Source organism: Nocardia sp. NRRL S-836 (genome assembly GCF_001279525.1).
Classification (GTDB): domain Bacteria; phylum Actinomycetota; class Actinomycetes; order Mycobacteriales; family Pseudonocardiaceae; genus Lentzea.
In genome coordinates, this window is record NZ_LGDY01000025.1 from 1 (window position 1) to 25,602 (window position 25,602).

Genomic DNA, 25,602 nt, shown 5'->3' on the forward strand with positions numbered 1-25,602 from the left:
CAGCGGGTTGTTGCTCGCGGCGACCGCGACCGGGTCGGCGGCCATGCCGGACACGGAACCGGAGCCGGACGGGACCTGCTTGGCGTAGTCGGCACAGCCGGGACCGACCAGGTCACGGGCCGGGTCCGCCATCGCGGACGAGGACGACGGAGCGGTCGAGGTCGCCGGGGTGGTGGCGGTGGTGGAGCTGCTGCCGCTCGCCATGTCGCCCGAGCCGCACGCTGCGCCGAACAGGGCGAGCGAAGCGGCGCCGATGGCCAGGGCGGTGCTGCGGACGGTCTTGTTCATGACAGGACATCTCCAGGGGGTTGCCGAACGGTTGTTGCCGGTGATTCGGCACCCCTGGACGAACGGATGGGTGCGGTTACCCGTTCGTTACCAACCGCTTCCACGCCACACCGGAGAGAACCGGGATTGTGCTGCGCGGCAACGACATCGTCACCCCGCCTCGGGACACAGGGCGGCAGCCATGCCCTCCCCGCCACACCGCAGCTGCGCGAACACCGTCTTGCCGCCCAGTCTGAACCGCGTTCCCCAGTCACAGGACAGGGTGTGCACCATCACCAGGCCGCGCCCGCGGTGCTCACCGAGCCGCGATCTGCCGCGCACGGGTTCGAGCCACGACGCGTCGTCCACCTCGACCGTGATCTGGCAAGGGTTCCGGCTGCGCGCGAGACGCAGTTGTCCCGGTCCGGCGGTGTGGTCGACCACGTTGCGGACGAGCTCGCTCACCACGAGGACGACGTCGTAGCGGTGGTCGGGGCCGAGGTCGGTGAGAGCCGTGTCGACCTGGCCGCGCAGAACGGACAGGTCGGTGTCCCTGTCCAGCCGGACGTCCAGGAGACAGGGCTGGGCGTGCTCTCCGGTTCTGGTCACGGTGGATCTCCGCCCTGCCGCACTGGTTGGTCGGCAGTGCGGCGGCACCGACGCTACTCCCCCGCGTTTCGGCGGCCCTACCGGCCACCGGCAGGTTCGCCGAGGACCGGACCAGGAACCCCGGGAGCGACCTGTGACCAGCCGCACGAGACGCGATGTGCACGCGCGCGCCACGGGGGTATTCCGGACCATGAGCGAGATCAGCGCAACGGACGTGCTGCTGGACGGCTTCGACCGGGTCGAGCAGGCGGTGACGCGGGTTCTGGACGGCCTGTCCACCGACCAGCTCGTGCAGCGGGTGGGCGGTTCGGCGAACTCGATCGCCTGGCTCGTCTGGCACCTGACCCGCGTGCAGGACGACCACGTCGCCGACCTGGCGGGCACCGACCAGGCCTGGGTCGCCGACGGCTGGGCCGAACGGTTCGACCTGCCGCTGCCCGTCGCGGACACCGGCTACGGCCACGACTCCGGCCAGGTCGCCGCGGTGGTCGCGCCGGCTGAGCTGTTGCTCGGCTACCACCGGGCCGTGCACGAACGCACCGCCTCCTACCTGCGTGAGCTGAAGGCCGCCGAGCTGTCCACTGTGGTCGACGAGTCGTGGGACCCGCCGGTGACCCGCGCGGTGCGGCTGGTCAGCGTGATCGAGGACGACCTGCAGCACGCCGGGCAGGCCGCCTTCGTCCGCGGACTGCTGCCGTAACGCCGAACGCGTCTCTCCGTTGCCGCACGGCTGCGGCGATCGGGTGAAATGGGCAGGCGCTCCTGTTCGGACGGCCGAAGTGTTCACCGGCGCCGGTGAACGGGAACCCGTAGCGGCATGGACGAGCGAGAAGTGGCCTGCCCATGAGCGCCGAGCAGCTCGACATCAGCTTCCTCACCTGGGCGCTGACGGTCGGTTTCATCGTGCTGCTGCTGGCCGTCGACCTCGTGGTCGCGGCCAAGCGCCCGCACCACGTCGGGTTCGGTGAGGCGACCGCGTGGACGGTGTTCTACGTGGCGGTCGCCCTCGGGTTCGGCGTGTGGTTCCTGCTGCACTACGGCACCGGGCCGGGCTCGGAGTACTTCGTCGGCTACCTGGTCGAGAAGAGCCTCTCGGTCGACAACCTGTTCGTCTTCGTGATCATCATGTCGACGTTCGCGGTGCCGGACGAGCACCAGCACAAGGTGCTCACGTTCGGCATCGTGCTCGCGCTGGTCATGCGGACGATCTTCATCGCGCTCGGTGCCACGCTGCTGTCGTTGTTCACCTTCGTGTTCCTGCTGTTCGGCCTGCTGCTGATCTACACGGCCGTGCAGCTGTACCGGCACCGCGACGAGGACCCCGACATCGAGGACAACGTCGTGGTCAAGACCTCGCGCCGGGTCCTGCCGGTGACCGACGACTACGTGAACGGTGACCTGGTCACCCGCCACGACGGCAGGCGCATGGTCACGCCGCTGTTCGTGGTGCTGGTCTCGATCGGGACCATCGACCTGCTGTTCGCGCTGGACTCGATCCCGGCGGTCTTCGGCATCACCGCCCAGCCCTACGTCGTGTTCGCGGCGAACGCCTTCTCCCTGCTCGGCCTGCGGGCGTTGTTCTTCCTCGTGCAGGGCCTGCTGGACCGGCTGGTGTACCTGTCCGCGGGGCTGTCGGTGATCCTCGCGTTCATCGGGGTCAAGCTGATCCTGCAGTGGGCGCACGAGGACGTCGACGACCGCGTCCCGGAGATCCCCACGCTGCTCAGCCTCGTGGTGATCGCCGTGGTCCTGGCGGTGGTCACGGTCGCCAGCCTGGTCAAGACCAGGCGCGACCCGTCGGCCAAGGCACGCCCCGGCTCCCTGCGCACCCGCCGGGCCGCCGCGGGCCGCGAGGAGCGGGAGCAACGCCCCGCACGCCGCCGCTGACGTTCCAAACCCCCTCCACCGCATGAGCTGAACCGGCGAGCACGACTAGGCCGTTCGGGTTACCTTCGGACTCCTGGCGACTGGGCAACACCCCAGGGATCGGAGGTCGCCGTGCGCGCCGCACACGACTTCGTTCCCGCGTGGATCGACCCATGCTGGCCAAGCCGGACGGTGGCCGGCTGCGGGAGGGGCCGCAGTGGGCCTACGGGTACAAGCTGGACGGCTACCGGGTCGCCATGCGGATCGCTGCGACCGGCACGACCATGCTGACCAGCCGCAACGGTCTCGACCTCACCGCCGAGTTCGCCGAGCTGACCGAGGTGTTCACCGCGGCGCCGCGAGGGCGTGCCGCGGTGCTCGACGGTGAGGTCGTGGTCTACAACGAGTCCGGCCAGATCGACTTCGGCCTGCTGCAGCAACGCCGCGGCCAGTTCCAGAAGCACCGCACCGCCCGGCGCGACGAGCCGTTCACCGACGTCCCGGTCCGCTTCCTGGCGTTCGACCTGCTGCAGCTCGACGGGCGGCTGCTGCTGGACGAGCCGTACGAGCAGCGGCGGCGCCTGCTCACCGAGCTGCCGATGCCCGACCCGTTCCGCGTCGCCGTCGTGCCGTCGTTCACCGCCGAGGAGCTGGCCGCCGAGCGCCTGACCCCCGCGCGACTGCTCGACCGGGTGGCCGCGCAGGGTCACGAGGGCTCGTCGCCAAGCGCCTCGACTCGCCCTACCTGCCCGGCAAGCGGCCCGACTTCTGGTGCAAGCACCCGCTCGTGCAGACGTGGGAGGTCGTCGTGTGCGGGTGGCGGCCGGGGCAGAGCGGGTTCACCGGCACGGTCGGCGGCCTGCTGCTCGGCGCGCACGACCCGGACACCGGCGAGCTGGTCCACCTCGGCGACGTCGGCACCGGCTTCACCCGCCAGGACCGCGACCTGCTCCGCGATCGGCTGCGACCGCTGGAACGGCCCGGCCACCCCTTCGCGGCCACTCCCCCGCGCGAGGACGTAGTCCGAGCCAGGTGGGTGGAGCCGGTGCTGGTCGGCGAGGTGCGGTTCCGGCAGTTCACCCGCGGCACCGACGGCCGGCTGCGGCACACCGCGTGGCGCGGCCTGCGCGACGACCGCGACCCCGCCGAGGTGATCGCACCACGGCCTGGCCGGTCCAGCCCACCGCCCGCCCAGCCCGAGGCCACCCCGCCCGCGGCAACACGGTCCAGGAGCACGTCGTCCGCAGCCATCCGTCCCAGGACGACATCGGTTGTGACCGCCCGGTCCACGCCCAGACCTCCCGCATCCGCTCCTGCCCGGCCCACGTCCGCGGTCGCCCCGCCGGAGACGGGCAACCGGGTCGCGGTCAACGCGGGCGGACGCACGCTCACCCTGTCCAACCTGGACAAGGTCCTCTATCCCGACGGCACCACCCAAAGGCGAGGTCATCGCCTACTACACCCGCATCGCGCCGGTCCTGCTGCCGCACCTGCGCGACCGGCCGGTCACGTTCGTCCGGTTCCCCGACGGCGTGCACGGGCAGCGGTTCTTCCAGAAGAACGCCGACTCGGGTGCACCCGAGTGGGTGCCGGTCGTGCCGTTGCGCGGCGGAGGGTCGCGGCGCGGCGCCGACGAGGTCGTGAACTACCCGCTGCTGACCGAGCTGGCCGCGCTGGTGTGGGCGGCCAACCTCGCCGCGCTCGAACTGCACGTTCCACAGTGGACCGTCGCGGACGGCGCGCGGAACCCGCCGGACCGGCTGGTGTTCGACCTCGACCCCGGGCCGGGCACCACGGTCGTGCACTGCTGCCGGGTGGCCGAGCGGCTGCACGACGTGCTGGCCGCCGACGGACCGGACCCGGTGGCGACGACGTCGGGTCGAAGGGCCTGCAGGTCTACGCGGGGATCGACACCGCCGACCCGAGGTCCCCGTCGGTCTACGCGAAGTCCGTCGCGGTGGCGTTCGAACGGGAGACGCCGGGGCTCGTGACGGCGACCATGACGAAGGCCCACCGGGAGAACCGGGTCTTCATCGACTGGAGCCAGAACAACCCGGCCAAGACCACCATCACGCCGTACTCGCTGCGCGGCCGCGACGAGCCGACCGCGGCCACCCCGGCCACCTGGGACGAGGTGCGCGGGTGCCGGAAACCGGAGCAGCTGACGTTCACCGCGGACGACGTGCTCGACCGCGTCCAGGCCCTCGGCGACCTCTTCGCACCGGCCGGGCGGCACCGCGCGGCACTGCCCGGCTGATCCCGCAGCGCGACGCCGGCACCCGGTCGGGGACCGAGTTGTCGGCGCACCCGTTAGGCCCTACGGTCGTGAACCTGTTGGCCTGCAGTCGAGTTGAGCACGCAGCTCGGTGACCGGACCTCGTCGCGAGGGAGCACCCGAGATGCCGGACCCGGTTCACGACGCGCCTGACGGCTGGGCGGTCCACGCGGTGACGCGCGACGGGATCTCGGTGGTCGCCGTGGCGGGTGAGGTGGACGTGCGCACCGCTCCCGCGCTGGCCGCGGAACTGATCGCGCAGGTGGAACTGGGGCCCTCCGCCCTGCTGGTGGACCTGGGCCAGGTCGAGTTCTTCGGCTCGTCCGACGTCTGCGCGCTGCTCGACGTGCACGACCGGGCGGTGCACCGCGGCGTTGCGCTGCACCTGGTCGCTCCGGGGCCGAACGTGGTGCGAACACTGGAGATCAGCGGCCTCACCGGGGTCGTCACCCGGCACGAGACGCTGCGCGACGCGGTCCGTTGCGTGAGCCCCGCGGCACACCACCGGGTGAAGATCGCGCTGGTGTCCGAGCACGCGAGCCCGCTCGGCGCCGGCTTCGGCCAGGGCGCGCACATCGCACAGCTGTCGACCGCCTTGACCAGGCTCGGGCACGAGGTGGTGGTCTACACCCGAAAGGATGATCCTTCGGCTCCCGACCGGGTGCGCACCGACGCCGGTTACGACGTCGTGCACGTGCGGGCCGGGCCCGCGTGCCGGTTGCCGGAGGAAGAGGTCGCGGGCCGCCTCGGCGAGTTCGCCGAGTTCCTGGTGCGGGAGTGGCGGGCCGGGCCGCCGGACGTGGTGCACTCGTACCACTGGACGTCCGGCCTGGCCGGGGTGATCGCGGCACACGTGGTCGGGGTTCCGGTCGTGCACACCTACAACGCGCTGGGCACCGGGCGGGCGGGCTACCGGACCGACGCCGAGGCGCTGGCCGCGCGCAGGGCGTCGTGGATCGTGGCGTCGAACGCCCAGGAGGCCGCGGAGCTGGGGCGGCTCGGGGTGCGCCGGACGCGGGTCTCGGTCGTGCCGTGCGGCGTGGACACCGGCCTGTTCACCCCGGACGGGCCCGCCGCCCCGCGCAACGCACTGCGGCGGATCGTCGCGACGGGTGAGCTGACCTGCCACGACGGGTTCCCCGACGCCGTCGCCGCGGTGTCCACGATGGACGACACCGAGCTGGTGGTCGTCGGTGGGGGCGACCGGATCGCCGGGCTGCGCAAGCTCGCGGACGAGTTCGGCGCGCTCGACCGGGTGGTGTTCGCCGGCGTGGTGCCGCCCGCCGGGCTGCCCGCGCTGGTGCGTTCGGCCGACGTCGTGGTGTGCGTGCCGTGGTGCGACCCGTTCGGTGTCGCTGCCTTGCAGGCCATGGCCTGCGGTGTCCCGGTGGTGACCACCGCGGTCGGCGCGCTGACCGACGTCGTGGTGCACAACGTCACCGGCGTGCACGTCCCCGCGGGCAAGCCACGCGTACTGGCCCGTGTCCTGCGCCGGCTGCTGGCCGACGGGACGTGGCGCGAGGAGCTCGGCATCGCCGCGCGTGACCGGGTCGTGGCGCGCTACTCGCTCGACCGGGTCGCGAAAGAGGCTGCCGCGGTCTACGAACGCCTCGTGGCCGGATGCGGTCCCGGACGAGTGGTCGGCTGAGCCGGGTCAGCTCGGCCAGACCAGCGTCTGGTGCCTGCCGGTGTACTGCGCCGCGGGTTGGTCCTGCCGCGGCTGCTCCGCACCGGCCGGGGGCGCGGGGCACGTCGCGACGGCTCCCGAGGCAGCGGCTGCGCCCGCCACGTACTTGGCGTACAGCTCGTCGAAGATCGGCGTACCACTCATGCAGAAGATTGTGGCGACAAAATGTCACAGAAAGTGCACAGCGAACTGAAATCGCATGATCAGGTGATTTACGAGATATTTTTTCACCCACATCGTGGTGGCGGTAACAGCACGCAGTGACCAAACGCAGCACAGCGCCCGGCCGGGTGTACCGGCCGGGCGCTGTGGGGTGGCAGATCGCCGTGCTCGGAAACACGGCGGCACATGCCTGTTGACCACGCTCACGACGTTCGCCCGGCTCTCCCCCTTCGACCGAGGGGACGGAGACGACCTTCCGAACGTCACGCGACGATCAGACCTGGGCACCGCACCGAGGCGCGGTCAGGCCGGTGTCGACTGGTCTCAGTCGTCGTCGCCGTGCGAGTGGTGGTGGTTGTGCGTCTGCGCCTCGTTGATCTCGGTGTCCGGGTTCGCGCACAGGCCGCTGTCGTTGTTCGACAGGATCGGCACCGCGATCACGTTCACGTCGACGTGGCAGACGTTGATGTCGCTGAGGATCTCGGAGTCCTCCATGTTGACGAGGCCAACCTGGTGGTTGTGCTCGTACTGCGCGGCGAGCGCCATCATGTCGCCGAACTCGTCGGCCTCTCCGGCGAACGCGGGCGTGCCGACCAGCATGAGAGCGGCACCGACAGCGGCAGCAGCAACAGTCTTCTTCAGCATGAAGAATCGTTCCTTTCGGGCTTGACGTACGAGGTTTGACGATCTGCACGTACCGGCGAGAGGACCGGAGCCCGGCACCCCCGCCACAACTCCGTGCTCACCGCTGCAGGCGGCGCGACTGCGCCGCCTCACATCACTTGTCGTCGGGGTTTCCGCACAGGCCGCTGTCGTTGTCCGACAGCACCGGCACCGCGATGACGTTCACGTCGATGAAGCAGACATTGAGGTCGCTGAGGACCTCGGAGTCGTTCAGGTCCGCGACACCGACCTGCTCGGTGATGTCGAGATCAGGGGTGTCGGCCAGTGCCTGCGAGCCAAAACCGAGGAATGCGCCCGCGATAGCGACGGCCGCCCCTGCCTTCTTCAGCACGTGAATCTCCTTGAGTGATGGTATTTCAATCGGACCTGAGCCGTTCAGTTGATACCGGCCGCAACTCCGCGAGAACCGTATCGAAATACCTTCGCGGCACAAAATCCGACATCACGCTTTGGTGTGAATACCACCACTTGATCACACTATTGGGTGGTCCGCAGGAGTCGGCGTTTAGCAGTTTTCACGCATTTAAGCTGGCCCGATGTGATTCGCGAGCCGGACCGGGCTCCGAAGTGGTGGTGTTGTGCATCGACGACGGCGCCGGGCGTGTCGCTCACACGCCGGCACCCTCTTCCCGGCGGTCGAGCACGACCGGGCGCCGCGGCACCGGCGGGCTCGGCAGCACGCGCTGGTAGACCGACGCCACCTCCAGCGCCACGCGGTCCCACGCGTACCGCACGCGGGCCCGGTCCTGTGCGGCGAACCCGAGCTCCTGGCGCCGCACGTCGTCGCGCAGCAACGACCGCAGCGCCCGCGCCAGCACGGCCGGTTCCCTTGGGGGAACGAGAAGTCCGGTCGCGGCGTGCACCACGCTCTCGGCCAGCCCGCCCACCGCCGACGCCACCACCGGTACACCGCACGCCATCGCCTCCAGTGGCACGACACCGAACGGTTCGTGCCGCTGGGGGCACGCCACGACGTCCGCGGAACGGTAGAGCGGCGGCAGTTCCGAGTGCGGGACGTGCCCGAGGAAGGTGACGCGGTCGGCCACGCCGTGGTCGGCCGCCACCGCCCGCAGCCGGTCCACCTCGGCGCCGTCCCGCCCGCCGGCGACGACCAGCTCGGTCCACAGCACCCCGGGCAGAGCGCTGATGAGGTCGTCCACGCCGGCGCTTTGGCCGAGGTTGCTGACCGTGAGAACGCGGGACATCGCACCGCGCGCGGCGGCCGGACCGGTCGGCGTGAACAGCTCCGTGTCCACGCCCCACGGCACGGTCGAGACGACGGGCCGGCGCACGCCCAGCTTGACGAGCTCGTCCGCGTCGTGGCCCGAGGTGGCGACCACGGCCGCGGCGGCACGGCCGACCAGCCGCTCCGCTCCCGCGGCGTCACCACCGACGGGGTCGTGGAAGCTCTGCACGACCGGAAGCGCGTCCTGCCGGGCGCTGAGCACGGCCGCGAGGCCGGACGTCCACTGGTGGGCGTGGATCACGTCCGGCACGTCGTCGGTCCAGCACGCCTGCAGGTGCCGGGCGAACTCCCCGAGGTGCGGGACGACGTCGTCCTGTTCCAGCCGGCGTGGCGGGCCGGCCGGGAGGTGCACGACGGCGAACCCGTCGTCGAGGCGCATCCGGCAGGGCAGGCGCTCGTCGGTCTGGCGGGTGTAGACGGTCAGCTCGTGGCCCTGCCGGTGCAGCGCCTCCGCGAGCTTGGCGACGTGCAGGCGCGGACCGACCGCGTCGCCGTCGCGCAGCGCGGTCAAGGGGTTCGCCTGCAGCGAGACCATCGCGATCTTCACCTGGGTACCTCCGGGTTCGGCCATGGGTTCGGCACGCACGTCTTGCCGTCGCGTGGGACGGTCAGGCCCTGGGGGGTGGGGGCGGTGATGTCGGCCAGCCGGTCGTTGGAGACCGAGAACGTCTGCTGCATCATCACCGGCGCGGGTGCGCCGTCCGCCGGGCAGAACTCGTGACCGCGGCCGAGGAAATGCCCGATCTCGTGGTTGATCACGTACTTCCGGTAGCCCTGCAGGTCGCCCGCGTACGACTGGGCGCCGCGGTACCACCGCGGCGCGCTCACGTACACCACTCCGCCGGCGTAGCAGGAGGTGTCGTAGGGCAGCGTGTAGCCGCAGATGGAGCGGGCCGTCTCCGTTGCGGTGAGCCGGATCCGCACGTCGGGTTCCTCGACGTCGACGCGGCGGAAGGCGACGTCGCCGGAGGCGGTCCAGCCGCGCGGGTCCGCGAGGGCCTGGTCCACCGCCGCGGCGAAGGGCTGCTCGGCCTGGGGCGGCACCGCGCCCTGCTCCACCTCCACCGAGTAGGTGTGCACCTGGCCGGTGCCGACCTGCGCGGTCGTGCCCGCGACGGTCCGCCACCAGCCCTCCCCCAGCGCGCGCACCGGTTCACCGGGCGGCAGCTCGGGTCCCGGCCGCGGTGCGGCCGGGCTGGCCATCGCGAGCGGCGTCGTAGCACCGGAGGACGACGGCGCCGAGGAAGGCGGCGACGAGCTCCCCGGCCGCACCGAGATGTACGTGTCGATCACCGGAACCTGGGGCTGTGCGGCCCCGTTGCGCAGCTGCACGTCCGACGGCCAGCTCCGCAGCAGGCCGATCGTCACCCCGGCCAGCATCGCCGCGAAGACGTACATGGCGATTCTGCCGATGGACATCAAGTCACTCCCCCGGTCATGAACAGCTGAACAGCACTGGGCAGGGCGCGTGGTGCAGCGCCGCGAGCGCGCCCGGTTGCAGTCCTTCCGCCGGGCCCCTCTCCCGGCCGGACACCACGAGCAGGTCGCTCGGGTGCGAACGCGTCTCCTCGTCGACGGACCTGGTCTCGTGCACCAGCTCGACGATCACGTCGGGGCAGGTGGAGTGGACGAGGTCCGCGGCGGCGTCGAGCGAGTCGACGACGCCGGGGTACGGGCGGGTCAGCACCCGCAGGCGGGTGGCTCGGCGCGCACGGCAGAACGTGATAGCCCGGTGCAGCACGCCTTCACCACCCACCGCGTCGACGACCGCGGTCACCACACCGAAGCGACCGGCGATCGCCGCTGGCACACCGTCCACGACCACGACGTCACGGCAGTCGCGGCCGGCGAGCGGTGGTGCGGCCTGGGCAAGTGCGCGCGAGATGACCACCAGACCGCCTTCCCAGCGCGCGGGCAGCTGGCCGGGGTGTTCGACGTGGACGGTCAGGTCCGGGTGCCCGGACAGCAGGGCGGCGACATCCACGTGGTCCGGGTCGTCCTCGTCGGCCGCGCGCACCACCAGCCCGACGCCGAGCGACTCCGCGCACGCGGCCGCCCACCGCACCCCGACCACGCCGCAGTCGCGCAGGTCCACCAGCACGCAGGTGGCGGCGGTGTGCTGCACCAGCTCGTTCGCGAGCGGTTCGTTCGCGAGCGCGGTCATCACGCCACCTCCGCCGTGTCGGCGGCGTCCTCGCTGCCGGACGGGGCGGCGTCGAGTGCGACCTTGACCGGTGCCGGCTCCGCCCGCCGCGGCAGCGGCAGGTCCGACACGGCGGCGACCTCGGCGTACCACTGGTCCAGCAGTCGCTGCCGTTCGGCCAGGTCGGCGAGCATGCCGCGGGACTGCTCCAGCGCCTCACCGACGATCTCGCGCGCACGCTGGCTCGCCTCGGCCAGCCGGCGCTGGGTCTCCTGCTCGGTCTCGTCGAGCAGGCGGGCGTGCCGGCCGGCGGACTCCTCGGCGCGCTGCACGGCGTCCTCGGCACGGGCACGGGCGTCGTCCTCGATCTCCTGCGCCTTGCGCCTGGCGACGTGCAGCAGGTAGCGGATGCACCCGGAGACCGCGTTGTCCTTGTTGTACCCGGCGTGGATCATCCGGTACTCGGTGAGCTCGGAGCGCGCCTCCTCGAGGTGGCGGGCGAGGTCCTCGGCCGTGGCGAGAGCCGCGTCCCGGTCGGTGCAGGCGGCCGCGAGCTGTTCCTCCAGCCGGGCCACCACCTCGTGGACCTGGTCGCGGTCGTAGCCCATCCACTTCGTGCGGAAGGTCTCGGCGCCCTCGTCCAGGAGATCGTCGATAGCCATTGCCCTGTCCTTTCTCCGAACGCGGGCGGTGATCCGGTCGTTGGGTGGCAGGTACCCGCCTCCCGGCTCTCCAGTCGTTCTCCACCGCGTAAGCACTCGCTCTAGTGAATTCCTCACGGAGTGTCATCAATCGGCGTTCCGGTTCATCCGTTGTGGCCGCGCAATTCGCACCTCGCGGGGTATCCCGGTCGAAATCCGCCGGAGGTGAACGCGATGAGCGAGCACGAAGCACCTGTCGAGAAGAACGCGCACTGGCAACCGTTCACGGCCGCGCTGTGCACGGCTGCGTCCACCTGGGACACTGAGCTCGGGTGGGTCGTCGTCGACGACGAGCACCCCGTGCCGATCAGCCCGGACGACGCCGAGGACGTCATGCGTGCCATCGCCGCGCTCTCGCAGCGGATGGGCGCCGCGACGGCCTCGATCGTGCGCGCCACCGCGGAGGCGCGGCTCGATCCGACCGTGGACGAGGACGAGCTCGCCGGCCACGTCGAGTCACTCGGGCTGATGGCGCTGTACGCCGAGGCGATGCACCGCGCGGCCGACCTGGCCAGGGCCGTGGTCGTCACCAGGACCGGCGCCGCGTAGGCCGGCCGGGGCCACCTGCAGGCCGGCCCGCCAGGGCTCCGAGGTGTTGTCCACGGTGAACTTGAACTCGACCTCGGCCGTGAGCGACAACGACGTGGCGCTCGGCGCGCGGGCGATCAGGGTGTGCCTGCCCTCGGCCGGTCTGACCTCCTTGAGCGACAACCGGTCGCCCTCCCGCCGGGTGGCGACGGCGGTGTCGTCGACGAGCACCTCGACCCGGTCGAGGATGCGCGGGTCCCGTGCGGTGATCCGGACGTTGCTCATCGCCGCGGCCGTCAGGACCGCACCGTCCTCGATTCCCTCGACCGTGAGGCCGGTCCGCTCGATGTGCACAACCGAGATCACCACGAGTGTCGACGACACCGCGAAGACCACGGCGAGGAACACCAGCAAGATGAGGTTCGACCTGCTCGCCGAGATGGCCATGGGTCATCCTGTTGCCAGGGCGGCGAGCCGGTCGGCGCCGCCGTTGAAGACGTTGAGGTCGATCGGTGAGGACGAGTACTGCCAGATCGTGTGCCACGGCCACTGGAACGGCATGGGGCCGACCGCAGCCGCGTACCTGGCGAGCCACAACGGGTTGGTGGAGCTGAAGTCACCGGTGCGGCCGGTGCACCTGTCCCACCACTGCGTCGACGTGTAGATCACCGGCCAGCGCGAGGTGAGCGCGTGGTAGGTGTCGCTGAAGCTGCGGATCCAGTTGACCATCGCGGCGGCGCTCAGGCCGTAGCAGGTCTCGCCGTACGGGTTGTACTCGATGTCCAGCGTTCCCGGGAGCGTGCGGCCGTCACGCGACCACCCTCCGCCGTTCGCCACGAAGAACCGCGCCTGCGTGGCGCCGTCGGAACGGTCGGGCAGCGCGAAGTGGTACGCCCCGCGGGTCATGCCGACGTCGTACGAACCGTTGTACTGCTGGGTGAAGTTCGCGTTGCGGTAGGCGGTGCCCTCCGTCGCCTTGATGTAGGCGAACCGCTTGCCCGACCGCCACCAGTGTCCCCAGTCGACGTTGCCCTGGTGGCTGCTGACGTCGATCCCCTCCACCTGGCCCGCGGCGAGCTCCGGTGGTGTCATGAGCATTTCGCCGGTGCCCTCGTGCTTGGCGATCTGCGAGCCTGCGAAGTGGTCCTCAGACCCCTGCTCCACCGCCTGGGCGGGAACAGGGCACAGAACACTCAGGACCAACGCGATCGCAGCGGTGCGAACAAAACGAAGGCCAGCACATGAATGCGACGGCATTGGTTTCCTCCCCGTGCGTGAATCGTCTGCAGGCCAGCTACCCGTGTCAGGAACGGAAAAACCGGACACCCGCTTGTTGACACGAGCGGGTGGACAGACCGCTGTAGAAGCACGCTCGGTGACCAAGTTCGTGACCGGGGTTCATTCGATCCGGGCGCCTGATGACCGGTGCGGCGGGTAACCGTCGGAAGCCGTATCAGCGAGGGGAGTTCGACCGTGGACCGCAAGCGGATCGCGTCGTGCGTCGGCAAGCTCACCGGGCTGTGCCTGGTGGCCGGCGTTCTGGTCGCCGGCCTCATCTTCCCCGCCGCGGGAACGCTCGGAACGGTGTCGAACAAGATCAGCGATCAGGTGAAGTCCACATTGGCGCTGATGCTGAACAACGACCCGCCACTGATGACGACCGTGGTGGACAAGGACGGGGCGCCGATCGCCTACCTGTACGACCAGTACCGGGTGCGCACGCCGCCGGACAAGATCTCACCGCACATGAAGACCGCGTTGTTCGCGATCGAGGACCGCCGGTTCTACGAGCACAACGGCGTCGACTGGCTCGCGACCCTGCGCGCCGCCGCGCGCAACAACGCGAGCGGCGGGGTGGAGCAGGGCGCGTCCACGCTGACCCAGCAGTACGTGAAGAACTACCTGGTGCACGTGATCGCCCGCAACAACAAGACGGCGCAGCAGGACGCCCAGGAGCAGAGCATCACCCGCAAGCTGCGCGAGGCGCGGATCGCGGTCGGCCTGGAGACGGCGCTGAGCAAGGATGAGATCCTCGCGCGCTACCTGGACCTCGTGCCGTTCGGCGGGACGATCTTCGGCATCGGTGCGGCCGCACAGGCCTACTTCGACACGACGCCGGACAAGCTGACGATCCCCCAGGCCGCCACCCTCGCCGGCATGGTGAACAGCCCGACCTTCCTCGACCCCGAGGCGCGGCCGGACAAGGCGACGCAGCGCAGGAACACCGTGATCGACGCGATGGTCCACGACGGGAAGCTGTCCCAGGAGGACGCGGACCGGTACAAGGCCTCGCCGCTCGGGCTCCAGAACCCCGTCCGCCCGCTGCAGACCGGCTGTGTCGGCGCGGGGCCGTCGCACGGGTTCTTCTGCTCGTTCCTCGTGGAGTACCTGGCCGAGGCCGGTTTCGACCTGGAGCAGCTCAAGATCGGCGGGTACCGGGTGGAGACCACGCTCGACCCGAAGATCACCGAGCAGGCGAAGCAGGCCGTCGAGCGGCAGGCACCCAAGGAGACGCCCGGTGTGGCCAACACGATGGCGATCGTGAAGCCCGGCAAGGACGCGCACGAGGTCGTGGCGCTGGTGGCCAACCGCGACTACGGCCTCAAGAAGGACCAGTTCCAGACCCAGTTCGACCTGCCGAGCGGGGTGGAGAACAAGTTCGGCACCGGATCGGTGTACAAGGTCTTCACCGCGGCCGCCGCGCTGGAGAAGGGGTTCGGCATCGACACGGTGATCGCCTCCCCCAACTCCTACACCTCGCGGGTGTTCAAGGGCGGCGCGGCGTCCTGCCCCGGCGCCGGTGAGCCGAACACCTACTGGTACTGCCTGAACAACCACAACGACCGCTACCCGCCGCAGATGCCGCTGCGCCAGGCGCTCGCGACGTCGCCGAACACGGCGTTCGTGATCCTGGAGGAGAAGATCGGCCTCGACTCGGTCGTGGACATGGCCTCCCGGCTCGGCATGCGCAAGACGATGGCGACGAACATCGCCGGTGTCCCGCCGGACCCCAAGGCGGCGAAGGACCTGCGCATGACCCAGGCGGAGTTCTACAAGTCCAACGGCAACGCCTCGTTCACCCTCGGCCCCGCACCGTCGAGCACCCTGGAGCTCGCCAACGTCGCCGCGACGATCATGAGCGGTGGCACGTGGTGCAAGCCGACCCCGGTGCGCCGCGTCATCGACCGCGACGGCAAGACCCTGCAGCTGACCAAGCCGCCGTGCGAGCAGGCCCTGCCGGAACCGGTGGCGAACGCGCTGGCCAACGGCCTCAGCGAGGACAGCAAGGGCATGGGCACCGCCGCGTACACCGCGCGCCAGGCCGGCTGGACGCGTCCGATGATGGGCAAGACCGGCACGACCGAGGAGTACAAGTCCGCGGCCTACATCGGCGCCACGCCCGACTACGCCGGTGCCGTGCAGGTGTTCAACGACAGCACCTCGCCGCAGGGCATCTGCATCAGCTCCGGACCGCCGAGGCTGTGCCCCGAGGGCAACATCTACGGCGGCACGGCGCCCGCGGCCACCTGGTTCGACGCGATGATGAAGGTGCACGCCGGCCTGCCGGAGAAGCCCCTGCCGCCGATCGAGGACCGCTACCGGCGCGGTGACGGGCAGAACAGGGCTCCCGACCCCGGGACCAGCGGCACGCCCCAGGCCGCGACCCCGCCCGCCCCTGGCACGCGGACACCGGACCCGGTGGCGCCCGCGCCGAGCACGCCGCCACCGAACCCGGTGCCGCCCGCGACCGCGGAGTCCCAGCCGCCGACCACCGGACCTCCCACCGGTCCACCCACCGGTCCGCCGTCCGGTCCGCCGGGGCGGTGAGCCCGGGCCGGGAAGGGATCCCGTCGAGGTAGCGGCCGCGCCGTGCTCACCGTCGCCGAAGTGGAGGCGTGAGCACGGCGCGGCCTGCGTCACCGGGCACAGTGGACCGTCACGGGTGCTCCGGCAGGTAACGGTTCCCACTCGGCTTTCACCCGATCGGGGCGTGACATTCCCGTCACGACGGGTGTCCACAGTGCACCTGGAACTCGACTCGGGAGGACGCGATGTCGCTGTCGGACAAGATCGGCAACAAGGCGGAGGAGCTGGGCGGCAAGGCCAAGGAGGTCACCGGCGAGACCGTCGGCGACGAGCGGCTCGCCGACGAGGGGCGTGCCGACCAGGCCAAGGCCGCGCTCAAGGACGGTGTCGAGAAGGTGAAGGACGCGGTCGGCGGGATCGTGGACGACGTCGCGAAGCACCTCAAGAAGTAGCGCTGTGAGCCGGGACGTCCACAAGGGGCGTCCCGGCTGTTCGTGCGCGGGCGACGGGCCGGCGCCGCGTCCGATTTGGCAGAAGATTTTTTTCGTGTAAGCTGATCCCATCAGTCATGGTTCCGAAGTACTTCTCGCCCGTGATCGCGGATCACGGGCTTTTTGCTGTTCAACGTCTCCGTGGGCCATGACCGATCACTCCGGCTCCGCACGGTGCGGGTGCCGATTCATGGTTGGAGAACACATGGCCACCGGAACCGTCAAGTGGTTCAACACTGAAAAGGGCTTCGGCTTCATCGAGCAGGACGGTGGCGGCGCCGACGTGTTCGTCCACTACTCGAACATCGCCGCCCAGGGCTACCGTGAGCTCCAGGAGGGCCAGAAGGTCTCCTTCGAGATCACGCAGGGCCAGAAGGGCCCGCAGGCGGAGAACGTCGTCCCCGCCTAGTTCCCCCAGCCGGTCGCTGGTTCGCCAGCGGCTCGTTCGGACGGACTTCCGAAGCCCGGCCAGGTGACAACCTGGCCGGGCTTTGTGCTGTTCACGCCACGTCACACCGCACGTGCGTCACTCGTTCGAGGAAATCTCCAGTGGCGGGAGTAGACATTTGCGCCTGGCTGTGTGTAGTCTTCTGCACGTCGTAAGAGAGAGAACGTCGTATCGGCACGGGAGATGACGAACTACCCGTGAGATGAGGCAAGACGGTCGGGCACGCCGGAGCTGATCAGCAGTACGAGCTCCCCGCGGACGATCGTGACCGGCCGGCGACGCTCGACCTGCCGGCCGGTCGAGCAAGTGGAAGTCGAACAGCAAGAGTCAGTCAGCACCAGAGGAGAAGGGAAGGGTTGCACGCCATCGGATCGCTCGTCTCCGGCTGAACTCCGCCGGGCGGGTACCGCAAGTTCCATCGAGATTGGCAGGTGGTCTTCGGTTAAGCACAAGCAACGATCCCCGCACCTCCCGCTCAGGCGGGCCACGCGGACACAGGAACCCGATCTCACGGTCGGTTGATGGAAGTGGACCCACTAACCCTTGGGGCCCCGGTGCTCAGCACCGGGGCCCCTCGTGATGCGGAGGCGCGATGACCCCAGAGACACCCCGGCCGGACTCCGGCGAGCCGCGGAGTGCGGCCGAGAAGTTCGACGACGACCACTACCCCGCCTACACCATGGGCCGCGCCGCGGAGATGCTCAACACCAGTGCGGCCTTCCTGCGCAGCCTCGACGAGGCGAAGCTCATCGAGCCGCAGCGCTCCGCCGGCGGCCACCGCCGGTACTCCCGCCAGCAGCTGCGCCTGGCCGCCCGCGTCCGCACGCTGCTCGACGAGGGCATCGGCCTGGACGCGGCCTGCCGCATCGTCACCCTCGAAGACCAGCTCGAAGAGGCCCGCGGCCACAACGCCGGGTCCCCGCCCGACCCGATGACCGCTGTCTGACCGCGTCCGCACCGGGGCCGTCCACGCGACAGCCGCCGGTGTTCGCAGGTCAGCTCGCCCGTGAACCCGATGCGGCCGCCTCACGTCGTGGTGGCGGCCCCCTGGTCGGGCGCCACCGCACGTCGCACGCTGTCGCGCAGGAGCTCCCTGCGCCGCTCATGGACGTTGGCGGGTTCGTCGGCGCTGGCCGCGTAGACATTGCTGACCGGTGACCACGCCATCGACATGGCGATGACCAGTGCCATCAGGTCGAACGGGTCGCCGGCACGCACCAGCCCCGCCGCCTGCGCCTGCTCGATGGCCCGCAGCTTGCTCGCGTCGAGCCGGTCGACGTCGGCGACGAGATGTCCGGTGGGCCGTCGTTCCAGCCGCGCCCAGGTGGCGAGCCGGATGAGGTCCGGACGCCGCAGGTACTCGTCGTAGAGGCGCACGGCCCAGTCCGCCAGGTCCGCGGCGTCGATGGGGACGACGTTGACGATCCGTTCCAGCGATCCGAAGAAGATCGCGTCGAACAGCCCCTCCTTGTTGCCGAAGTAGGCGTAGAGCTGGGCTTTGTTGGTCTGCGCCGCAGCGACGATCCGCTCGATGCGGGCACCGGCGATGCCGTGCTCCGCGAACTCGCGGGTGGCGACGTCGATGATGCGCTGCCACGTGGCCGCGCCGCGGGCGGTCAGCCGCTGGTCGGACATGCCCCGAAGCCTACAGAACGGTTGGTTTGCTTTCTCCCGTCAGCGGAGCTAGCTTCAAATAGACCGAACAGTCTGTTTGAAGGAGAGTCATGCGGACGACCACCGGCTGGGGCACCCGCGGTCCCGGCACGCTGCGGGAGACCCCGATCCACCGCCGTGAGCTGCGCCGCGACGACATCGCCGTGCGCGTGGACTTCTGCGGGGTCTGCCACACCGACCTGCACTCCCTGCGCGCCCACAGCGGCGCGGACCTGCTCGTGCCCGGCCACGAGTTCACCGGCGTGGTGAGCGCGACCGGCGAGGACGTGACCGGCTTCCGCGTCGGTGACCCGGTCGCCGTCGGCAACATCGTCGACTCGTGCGGCACGTGCCCGATGTGCTTGGCGGACCAGGAGAACTTCTGCCGCGAGTTCCCCACCCTGACCTACGGCGGCACCGACCGCCACGACGGCTCGACGACGCTGGGCGGCTTCTCGCGGGAGTACGTGGTCCGCGACCGGTTCGCCCATCCCCTGCCGCCCGGGCTGGACCCGGCCGCGGCGGCGCCGTTGCTGTGCGCCGGGATCACCGTGTGGGAACCGTTGCGGGCACTCGGTGTCGGGCCGGGCACCCGTGTCGCGGTGAGCGGGCTGGGCGGGCTGGGCCACCTCGCGGTCAAGTTCGCCGCGGCCATGGGCGCGGAGGTCGCGGTGGTCAGCCGGTCGGCGGACCGCGCGGCGGACGCGGCCCGGCTCGGCGCCCACGACCTGGTCGTCTCCTCCGATCCGGCCCAGCTGGCCGCGGCCCGCGACCGGTTCGACGTCCTGATCGACACCATCCCCGTCGCCCACGACCTCGGCCCCTACCTCGGGCTCGTCGCCATGGACGGCACGCTCAGCCAGGTCGGCCACCTCGGCCCCGTGACGGTCGAGGCGCTCGACCTGCTCGTCGGCCGCAAGAAGCTCAGCTCGGCGGGCAGCGGCGGCCGCGCCTCGACCGCCGCGATGCTGGAGTTCTGCGCCACCCACGGCATCACCGCCGACGTCGAGGTGCTCCCGTCGAGCGAGGTGAACACCGCCCTCGACCGCCTGTCCCGCAACGACGTGCGCTACCGCTTCGTGCTCGACCTGGCCGACCTGTCCTGACGTTCGCAGGGCAGCGGTGCGGAACGGCGGGCAGCGCGGGGTCCGGTGCCGGACCCGCTTCCCGTTGCGGCCGAAGCGGTTGACGGGTCCGCGCACACCAGGGACCAAGGTCCTTTCGTGGAGGCGACCTTCCCACCTGCACCGCCCGCACCCGATCACGCAGGCTCGACGTGCGGCCGAGCTGATCGGCCGCCCAGGCCGTCCCCGAGGAGCCACCCGTGCTGTCCCCTGCTTCCGCTGCCGTCGTGCGTGCGACGCTGCCCGTGGTCCGCGACCACGCCACCGAGATCACCGCCGAGTTCTACCCGTCGATGTTCGCCGCGCACCCCGAGCTGCTGAACCTGTTCAACCAGGGCAACCAGGCCAGTGGCAAGCAGCAGGTCGCGCTGGCGTCGGCGGTCATCGCGTACGCACAGCACCTCCTCGACGGCACGCCGTTCGGGCCGATCGCCGAACGCATCGCCCACAAGCACGTTTCGCTCGGTGTGCGGCCGGAGCAGTACCCGATCGTCGGCAAGCACCTCATCGGTGCGGTCGCCACGGTGCTCGGCGACGCCGTCACGCCGGAGGTCGCGGCCGCGTGGGACGAGGTCTACTGGCTGTTCGCCGTCTCGCTGATCGCCGCCGAGGCACGCCTGTTCCAGGCAGCGGGCGTCACCCCGGACACGCTCTGGCGGCCCTGGCGCGTGGCCAAGCGCGATGAGGAAGCCGTCGACACGGTGTCCTTCACGCTCGTCCCCGACGACGGCGGCCCGGTGCCGGCGTTCCAGCCGGGGCAGTACGTGTCCGTGGCCGTCGACCTGCCCGGCGGACAGCGCCAGCCACGCCAGTACTCGCTGTCCCAGGCGCCCGGCCGCGGCGAGCTGCGCATCACCGTGCGGCGGGTGCACGGTGCGGACGGCGCCCCGGACGGTGCGGTGTCAGGCTTCCTGCACGACCACGTGCACGCCGACGACACCGTGCTCCTCGGCCCGCCGGCCGGTGAGGTCACGCTCGAACCGGGCGACCGCCCGGTGGCGCTGATCAGCGCGGGCATCGGCATCACCCCGATGCTGTCCATGCTCGACCACCTGCACACCACCCAACCGGCCCGCACGGTCGTCACCGCGCATGCCGAGCTCTCGGCCGACCGGCACGCACACCGCGCCGAGCACGCCCGCCTCGCGGGACACCGCCGGCTCACCTGGTACGAGAACGGCGACGAAGGCGGCCAGGCCGGCCGGATCGACGTCGACGCGATCCCGCTGCCGCCCGGCGTGGTCGCCTACCTGTGCGGCCCGATCGCGTTCATGCGCGACGTCCGCGCCGGGCTGCTGCGCCGCGGGATCGCCGCCGACGACATCAGGTACGAGGTGTTCGGTCCCGGAATGCTCTAGACGAGTAAGTCCCTAAGTCGTGGCGGTGTCTGGACATAGACGAAGGGTGTTCAAGATCAGTTTGTGAGGACCGACCTGAACACCCTTCTGACCGCACTCTATGTCAAGATCGATGACCACCTGGGCAGGCCCGCCCGGACCGGCCGGCCACCACGGCTCACCGACGCCGAACTGCTCACCCTCGCCGTCGCCCAAGCCCTGCTCGGCATCCGCTCCGAAGCCCGATGGCTGAGGTTCCTGCCCCGCCACCTGCCCGGCGCCTTCTCCTACCTGCCACAGCAATCCTGCTACAACAAACGACTGCACACCGCGGTCCCGCTGCTCAAGCGAATCATCCGGCTGCTCGCCGTCGACACCGATCTGTGGACCGACGCGACCTGGGTCGTGGACTCCACCCCGGTCGAGTGCGGCCGCTCCCGCGAGACCACCAAGCGCTCGGAACTGGCCGGCTGGGCAGCCTACGGCTACTGCTCGTCGCACTCGCGGTTCTTCTGGGGCCTGCGCCTGCACCTGATCTGCACCCCGGCCGGCCTGCCGATCACCTGGGCACTGGCCAACCCGAAACTCGACGAACGCCAGGTGCTGATGGCGATCTTGGACCACGACCCGTCCGTGCTGGCAGACCGGCCCGGCCTGCTGATCATCGCCGACAAGGGCTAAGTCTCCCGCGAACTGGACACGTTCCTGGCCGAACGCGGAGCCCGGCTGCTGCGCCCGTCATATCGCAACCGCACCCCGCACAGCACCTGCTCAAACCCGTCCGGCAGCTGATCGAGTCAGTCAACGACACCCTCAAAGGCCAGCTCGACCTCGAACTGCACGGCGGCCGCACCATCGACGGCGTCACCGCCCGCATCGCCCAACGCGTGCTCGCTTTGACCGCCGCGATCTGGCACAACCGCGCCACCGGCCAGCCCATCACCCGATCCCTGATCGCCTACGACCACTGATCAGTTAGGACTTACTCGTCTAGACGCGCGGGTTCCTCGAACGGGTGCCCGGCGAGCTTCCAGTGCGATGGGTCAGAGTCCTCGCAGCAGCAGCCGCAGGGCGAAGTCGAACCGTTCGTGGCCCTCGCCTGAGTTGATCTTGTCGGCGTGTTCGACGGTGTGCGGAAACCGGCTGACCGGCAGCATCCGCAGCCGCGCCACCAGCTCGGCCCGGTCCACGACACGGGTGTCCTCGTCGTGGTCCGGGTGACGGCGCAACGACGCCTCCACGGTGTAGGCGCTGACGTACAGCAGCGCGGCGTCGATCGTCCACGCCGCCTGCTGCGGGCCGACGCCACCGGCCAGCAGGATCGCGAGCATGCCCTCGGTGATCCGCAGCGTGTCGAGGTTGTTCGGCGCGGCGGACAGCGCGGCCTGCGCGATGCCCGGATACCGGAGGAACTCCTCGCGCAGCTGACCGCAGACGTCGACGAACTGGTCGCGCCACCGCGCGGCGTCCGGCGCGGGCAGCGCGACGTTCCGGCTCAGCGTGCCGATGAGGAGGTCGTCCAGCTCGGCCTTGTTGCGCACGTGCGCGTAGAGCGAGGCCGGTCCGGTGCCGAGGGCGGCGGCGACCCGGCGCATGGTCAACGCGGCGTACCCGTCGGTCTCGACCAGCCGCAGCGCCGTGCCGACGATGCGGTCGACGGTGATGGGCTCCTTGCGCGCCACGGGTTCCTGCTCCAGTGCCGCGATCCGCGTCGCCCACTCCTCACGTGAGGAGGCTCCGCGCGCGCCGCTCTTCCGGTTCATGTCACCCAGCCTACCAGTTGACACGAACACCGTTCGTCCGTAGAACAGTGTTCGTGTCAATCTCGATCGCGCGGCCGCTGCCGCGCTCCCCCGGTTCCCTGCGCGAGGCGTGGATCGCGCTCGCCGGGCTGTCCGCCGTCTTCCTCTTCGAGATGCTCGACAACTCGATCCTCACCGTCGCCCTGCCCACGATCGGCCGCGACCTGCACGCCTCGACGACCGCGCTGCAGTGGGTGTCGAACTCCTACGCGGTCGTGTTCGGCGGCCTGATGCTGGTGTTCGGTGCGGTGGCGGACCGGTTCGGCCGACGCCGCGTGATGCTCGCCGGGCTGGCGCTGCTCGGTGCCGCGAGCCTGGCGACCGTCTTCGTCACGTCCGTGAGCGGGCTCATCGTCGTCCGCTCGGTGATGGGCGTGGCGGCCGCGATGACCACGCCGGGCTCGATCGCGCTCGCGTTCCGGCTGTTCCGCGACGACGACCTGCGCGTCCGCGCGATGACCCTGATCTCCACGGTCGGGCTGGTCGGCCTCGCGGTCGGCCCACCGCTGGGCGGCTTCGTGCTCACCGCCGCGCCGTGGCAGGCGTTGCTGCTGGTCAACGTCCCGATCGCGGTGCTCGCGATGATCGGCATCGGTCGCGGCGTCGAGGCCGACACCGCGGCCGAGCTGCACCGCGGCCCCTCCGACCTCCTCGGCGGCGTGCTCGGCACCGCCACGATCGTGCTCGTCCTGGTCGTGCCGACGTTCTTCGTCGAGCAGGGCGCGGCGGCGTGGCTGCCATGGGCTGCCGTCGGCGTGACGGTCGTGGCCGCGGTCCTGTACGTGGTTCGCGCGCGCACGGCTCGTCATCCGCTGCTCGACCTCAAGCTCGTCGCACGGCCGCAGGTCGCCGGTGGTCTCGCGTACAAGGCGGCGACCGGGCTCGCGGCGGCCGGTCTCACCTACCTCGTGACGTTGCAGCTGCAGCTCGACTGGGGCTGGTCCCCCGCGCTCGCGGCGGTGGGCATGCTGCCGCAGGTCGTCGTCCTGATCGCCGGCGGTCCGCTGGTCAACCGCTTCGTGCGGCGGGTGGGCCTGGACCGGGCCGCGTTGCCCGGCGGGCTCTGCGTCGTGGCCGGGCTCGCGGTCTACGCGCTGCTGGGCCGGCTGGGGTACGTGCCGGTCGCGGTCGCACTGGTGCTGGTCGCCGCCGGTATCCGCGTGGTCGGCGCCGTCGCCGGTGTGACCGTGCTGAAGGGACTGCCGGAGAACCGGACGTCGATCGGCGCCGCGCTCGTCGACACCGCGTCGCAGGTCACCTCCGCCGCCGGTGTCGCCGTCAGCGGCACGGTGCTCGCCGTGCTGTTCGCCGGTGGCATCGCCCAGCCGGGGTGGAGCGCCGGGCAGACCGCGCAGTTCGAGCAGGCGGTCACGATCGGCGGTCTCCTGCTCACCGCCATGTCCGCCGCTCTCGTCGGCTGGGCGTTCCTGCGCGTGCGCCGGTCCCAGGCCTGTTCGTGAGTTAGACGAACCAGGTCAGCGCACGGGCGCGGTCGACGTCCTCGGCGAGCTGCGCCGGGTCGCGGTGCCACAGCAGCACCGACGCGCCGAGCACCCCGACGACGCCGTCGTTGCCCTCCACCGCAGCCCGGCGGACGTGGACCTCGTGCCGGCTGCGCAGACCGCTGAGGTCAGGGCCCGGTTCGCGGTACCTCGTGCCCGGCATGACCGGTGGCCACAGCCAGGCCGCCTGGACGTCCTGCGGAACCGGCTCCGTGATCGGCAGGCCCGCCTGCAACCTCAGGTTGGCCACCTCCAGGTTGACCCCGGCGTGCAGCCGGGCCAGCTCCGACACCAACGCTCCCGGCGCCCGGCCGGCGACCTCCAGCACCACCGGTTCGCCGTCGCGGTTCACCGCGAACTCGGTGTGCACGACGAAACTCCCCTTGTCGCCCAACGCTCGCACGACGCGGTTGTTCAGCTCGTGCGCGGCCCTGGTGAACGGGGACTCCGCCTCGGTCACGCCGCCGAGGACGCGCCCGGCGTCCAGGCCGAGCAGCGGTCCGAGGTACCGGCCCACCTGCACGGGGGTGGTCCGGCCGTCCCGCACCAGCCCGTTGACGTGGTGCAGGGTGCCGTCGACGAACTCGTCGACCTGCCAGCCGGTCTCGCCGTCGTGCGCGGTCAGCCAGTCGCGAAGATCCTGTGGTGTGCGCAGGACCGTGATGCCGCGGGAGTTCGCCTCCTGCCGCGGTTTCGCCACCGCGGGCAGTCCGATCTCCGCGATCAGCAGTCCGGCGGCGTCCGCCGTGACGACCGGTTCGAAGGCGTGGAACCGCGGCACCCGCACGCCACCGGCCGCGAGCAGCCGCTTCATCACGACCTTGTCCAGGTACGCGACCGGCCGCCCGGGGTGCCGACCGGCCAGTCCGAGCTCCTCCCGCAGCCGCGCGCATTCGGCCAGGCAGTACTCGTCGTTCGTCACGACCTCGACCGGGCCGTCGAGCGCGAGGAGGTGTTCCAGCCACCGCTCCCGGCCGAGCGGGGTGACCGGCGGCGCGGGGCCGGTGACGTCCTCGCGCAGCACCGCCGCCGCCGGTCCGTCGGTCAGCACGACGACGTCGAACTCGTCCGGCGGGAACGCCACCGCGGGCGCGACGGTCAACGGCTGCTTCGACTGCAGCGCGACGATCGTCGTCCTCATGCCGTGCCGATGGCGAACACGTGGAGCTGCCGGTCCTTCGCCAGGGTCACGCTCGCGATCGCCTTGCCGTCCGGCGCCTGGAACGGGGTGGTCGCGAAGACGAACGCCGGCCCGGTCCCGCCCCGCACC

24 protein-coding genes and 5 pseudogenes are annotated in these 25,602 nt (G+C 70.8%); 15 read left to right on the forward strand and 14 right to left on the reverse strand.

Annotation, left to right across the window (positions count from 1 at the left end; genetic code table 11):
- Positions 1-204, reverse strand: a pseudogene (locus ADL03_RS48125) (fasciclin domain-containing protein); the annotation flags it as partial.
- 234 nt (positions 205-438) lie between these two features.
- Complete coding sequence (locus ADL03_RS04930) at positions 439-876, reverse strand: ATP-binding protein (protein ID WP_053732170.1); 438 nt, start codon at positions 874-876, stop codon at positions 439-441.
- A 199-nt stretch (positions 877-1,075) separates the two neighbouring features.
- Between ADL03_RS04930 and ADL03_RS04935 the strand changes: the two genes are divergently transcribed.
- The 6 genes and pseudogenes from ADL03_RS04935 to ADL03_RS04955 all read left to right on the forward strand — a co-directional run bounded on the left by ADL03_RS04935 (position 1,076) and on the right by ADL03_RS04955 (position 6,665).
- Positions 1,076-1,576, forward strand: a complete 501-nt coding sequence (locus ADL03_RS04935; protein WP_304438793.1) for a DinB family protein — start codon at positions 1,076-1,078, stop codon at positions 1,574-1,576.
- 143 nt (positions 1,577-1,719) lie between these two features.
- On the forward strand, positions 1,720-2,763 hold the full coding sequence (locus tag ADL03_RS04940; protein ID WP_053732171.1) for a TerC/Alx family metal homeostasis membrane protein: 1,044 nt from the start codon (positions 1,720-1,722) through the stop codon (positions 2,761-2,763).
- A 236-nt stretch (positions 2,764-2,999) separates the two neighbouring features.
- Positions 3,000-3,398 (forward strand): annotated as a pseudogene (locus ADL03_RS50435) (hypothetical protein); the annotation flags it as partial.
- Positions 3,399-3,550: 152 nt separating this feature from the next.
- A pseudogene (locus ADL03_RS50440) lies at positions 3,551-3,820 on the forward strand (DNA ligase); the annotation flags it as partial.
- Between the two features lie 412 nt (positions 3,821-4,232).
- Positions 4,233-4,999 (forward strand): annotated as a pseudogene (locus ADL03_RS50675) (hypothetical protein).
- A 142-nt stretch (positions 5,000-5,141) separates the two neighbouring features.
- On the forward strand, positions 5,142-6,665 hold the full coding sequence (locus ADL03_RS04955; protein ID WP_053732172.1) for a glycosyltransferase: 1,524 nt from the start codon (positions 5,142-5,144) through the stop codon (positions 6,663-6,665).
- A 6-nt stretch (positions 6,666-6,671) separates the two neighbouring features.
- Here ADL03_RS04955 and ADL03_RS46560 read toward each other — a convergent pair whose 3' ends face one another.
- The 7 genes from ADL03_RS46560 to ADL03_RS04985 all read right to left on the reverse strand — a co-directional run bounded on the left by ADL03_RS46560 (position 6,672) and on the right by ADL03_RS04985 (position 11,601).
- Positions 6,672-6,848: a hypothetical protein gene (locus ADL03_RS46560; RefSeq protein ID WP_157527989.1), complete on the reverse strand. Its 177-nt coding sequence runs from the start codon at positions 6,846-6,848 to the stop codon at positions 6,672-6,674.
- Positions 6,849-7,190: 342 nt separating this feature from the next.
- Positions 7,191-7,511, reverse strand: coding sequence for a hypothetical protein (locus tag ADL03_RS04960; RefSeq protein ID WP_157527992.1), 321 nt, complete (start codon positions 7,509-7,511; stop codon positions 7,191-7,193).
- Between the two features lie 133 nt (positions 7,512-7,644).
- The gene (locus tag ADL03_RS04965; RefSeq protein ID WP_053732174.1) at positions 7,645-7,881 is read right to left on the reverse strand and encodes a hypothetical protein; all 237 of its coding nucleotides are present in this window, start codon (positions 7,879-7,881) and stop codon (positions 7,645-7,647) included.
- Positions 7,882-8,158: 277 nt separating this feature from the next.
- Positions 8,159-9,343 (reverse strand): glycosyltransferase, encoded by a 1,185-nt coding sequence (locus ADL03_RS04970; protein ID WP_053732175.1) that lies wholly within the window; start codon positions 9,341-9,343, stop codon positions 8,159-8,161.
- The gene (locus ADL03_RS04975; RefSeq protein WP_053732176.1) at positions 9,340-10,215 is read right to left on the reverse strand and encodes a DUF3152 domain-containing protein; all 876 of its coding nucleotides are present in this window, start codon (positions 10,213-10,215) and stop codon (positions 9,340-9,342) included. Before ADL03_RS04975 ends, ADL03_RS04970 begins: the two co-directional genes overlap by 4 nt.
- Positions 10,216-10,231: 16 nt before the next feature.
- Entirely contained in the window at positions 10,232-10,960 is a 729-nt protein-coding gene (locus ADL03_RS04980; RefSeq protein WP_053732177.1) for a hypothetical protein, read from the reverse strand.
- Entirely contained in the window at positions 10,960-11,601 is a 642-nt protein-coding gene (locus ADL03_RS04985) for a hypothetical protein (protein ID WP_053732178.1), read from the reverse strand. Before ADL03_RS04985 ends, ADL03_RS04980 begins: the two co-directional genes overlap by 1 nt.
- Before the next feature lie 213 nt (positions 11,602-11,814).
- Between ADL03_RS04985 and ADL03_RS04990 the strand changes: the two genes are divergently transcribed.
- Entirely contained in the window at positions 11,815-12,189 is a 375-nt protein-coding gene (locus ADL03_RS04990) for a hypothetical protein (protein WP_157527995.1), read from the forward strand.
- Here ADL03_RS04990 and ADL03_RS04995 read toward each other — a convergent pair.
- Both ADL03_RS04995 and ADL03_RS05000 read right to left on the reverse strand, forming a co-directional pair.
- Positions 12,097-12,615: a hypothetical protein gene (locus ADL03_RS04995; RefSeq protein WP_053732180.1), complete on the reverse strand. Its 519-nt coding sequence runs from the start codon at positions 12,613-12,615 to the stop codon at positions 12,097-12,099. The genes ADL03_RS04990 and ADL03_RS04995 overlap by 93 nt on opposite strands.
- A gap of 3 nt (positions 12,616-12,618) precedes the next feature.
- Positions 12,619-13,332 (reverse strand): lysozyme, encoded by a 714-nt coding sequence (locus ADL03_RS05000; protein ID WP_231641533.1) that lies wholly within the window; start codon positions 13,330-13,332, stop codon positions 12,619-12,621.
- 309 nt (positions 13,333-13,641) lie between these two features.
- Between ADL03_RS05000 and ADL03_RS05005 the strand changes: the two genes are divergently transcribed.
- From ADL03_RS05005 to ADL03_RS05020, 4 genes are all read left to right on the forward strand, one after another.
- Positions 13,642-15,996, forward strand: a complete 2,355-nt coding sequence (locus ADL03_RS05005) for a transglycosylase domain-containing protein (protein WP_063798469.1) — start codon at positions 13,642-13,644, stop codon at positions 15,994-15,996.
- A 224-nt stretch (positions 15,997-16,220) separates the two neighbouring features.
- Positions 16,221-16,427, forward strand: coding sequence for a CsbD family protein (locus ADL03_RS05010; RefSeq protein ID WP_053732182.1), 207 nt, complete (start codon positions 16,221-16,223; stop codon positions 16,425-16,427).
- A gap of 244 nt (positions 16,428-16,671) precedes the next feature.
- Positions 16,672-16,875, forward strand: coding sequence for a cold-shock protein (locus ADL03_RS05015; protein WP_053732183.1), 204 nt, complete (start codon positions 16,672-16,674; stop codon positions 16,873-16,875).
- A 631-nt stretch (positions 16,876-17,506) separates the two neighbouring features.
- A complete protein-coding gene (locus tag ADL03_RS05020; protein ID WP_053732184.1) occupies positions 17,507-17,860 on the forward strand; it encodes a MerR family transcriptional regulator in 354 nt (117 codons plus the stop codon).
- Between the two features lie 80 nt (positions 17,861-17,940).
- Here the strand turns inward: ADL03_RS05020 and ADL03_RS05025 are convergent, their stop codons facing one another.
- Positions 17,941-18,549, reverse strand: a complete 609-nt coding sequence (locus tag ADL03_RS05025; protein WP_053732185.1) for a TetR family transcriptional regulator — start codon at positions 18,547-18,549, stop codon at positions 17,941-17,943.
- Positions 18,550-18,638: 89 nt separating this feature from the next.
- On the opposite strand from ADL03_RS05025, the gene ADL03_RS05030 reads away from it, so the two are divergent.
- From ADL03_RS05030 to ADL03_RS05040, 3 genes and pseudogenes are all read left to right on the forward strand, one after another.
- Positions 18,639-19,673 (forward strand): NAD(P)-dependent alcohol dehydrogenase, encoded by a 1,035-nt coding sequence (locus ADL03_RS05030; RefSeq protein ID WP_053732186.1) that lies wholly within the window; start codon positions 18,639-18,641, stop codon positions 19,671-19,673.
- 218 nt (positions 19,674-19,891) lie between these two features.
- Positions 19,892-21,049 carry a globin domain-containing protein gene (locus tag ADL03_RS05035; protein WP_053732187.1) on the forward strand — a complete coding sequence of 386 codons (1,158 nt, stop codon included), beginning with the start codon at positions 19,892-19,894 and terminating at the stop codon, positions 21,047-21,049.
- A 63-nt stretch (positions 21,050-21,112) separates the two neighbouring features.
- A pseudogene (locus ADL03_RS05040) lies at positions 21,113-21,999 on the forward strand (IS982 family transposase).
- Positions 22,000-22,071: 72 nt separating this feature from the next.
- Here the strand turns inward: ADL03_RS05040 and ADL03_RS05045 are convergent.
- Positions 22,072-22,791 carry a TetR/AcrR family transcriptional regulator gene (locus tag ADL03_RS05045; RefSeq protein ID WP_053732188.1) on the reverse strand — a complete coding sequence of 240 codons (720 nt, stop codon included), beginning with the start codon at positions 22,789-22,791 and terminating at the stop codon, positions 22,072-22,074.
- Positions 22,792-22,844: 53 nt separating this feature from the next.
- Here ADL03_RS05045 and ADL03_RS05050 point away from each other — a divergent pair, with 53 nt between their 5' ends.
- On the forward strand, positions 22,845-24,290 hold the full coding sequence (locus ADL03_RS05050) for an MFS transporter (protein ID WP_231641535.1): 1,446 nt from the start codon (positions 22,845-22,847) through the stop codon (positions 24,288-24,290).
- Between the two features lies 1 nt (position 24,291).
- Here ADL03_RS05050 and ADL03_RS05055 read toward each other — a convergent pair whose 3' ends face one another.
- Complete coding sequence (locus tag ADL03_RS05055) at positions 24,292-25,473, reverse strand: acetyl-CoA carboxylase biotin carboxylase subunit family protein (RefSeq protein WP_053732190.1); 1,182 nt, start codon at positions 25,471-25,473, stop codon at positions 24,292-24,294.
- Positions 25,474-25,602 lie beyond the last annotated feature (129 nt).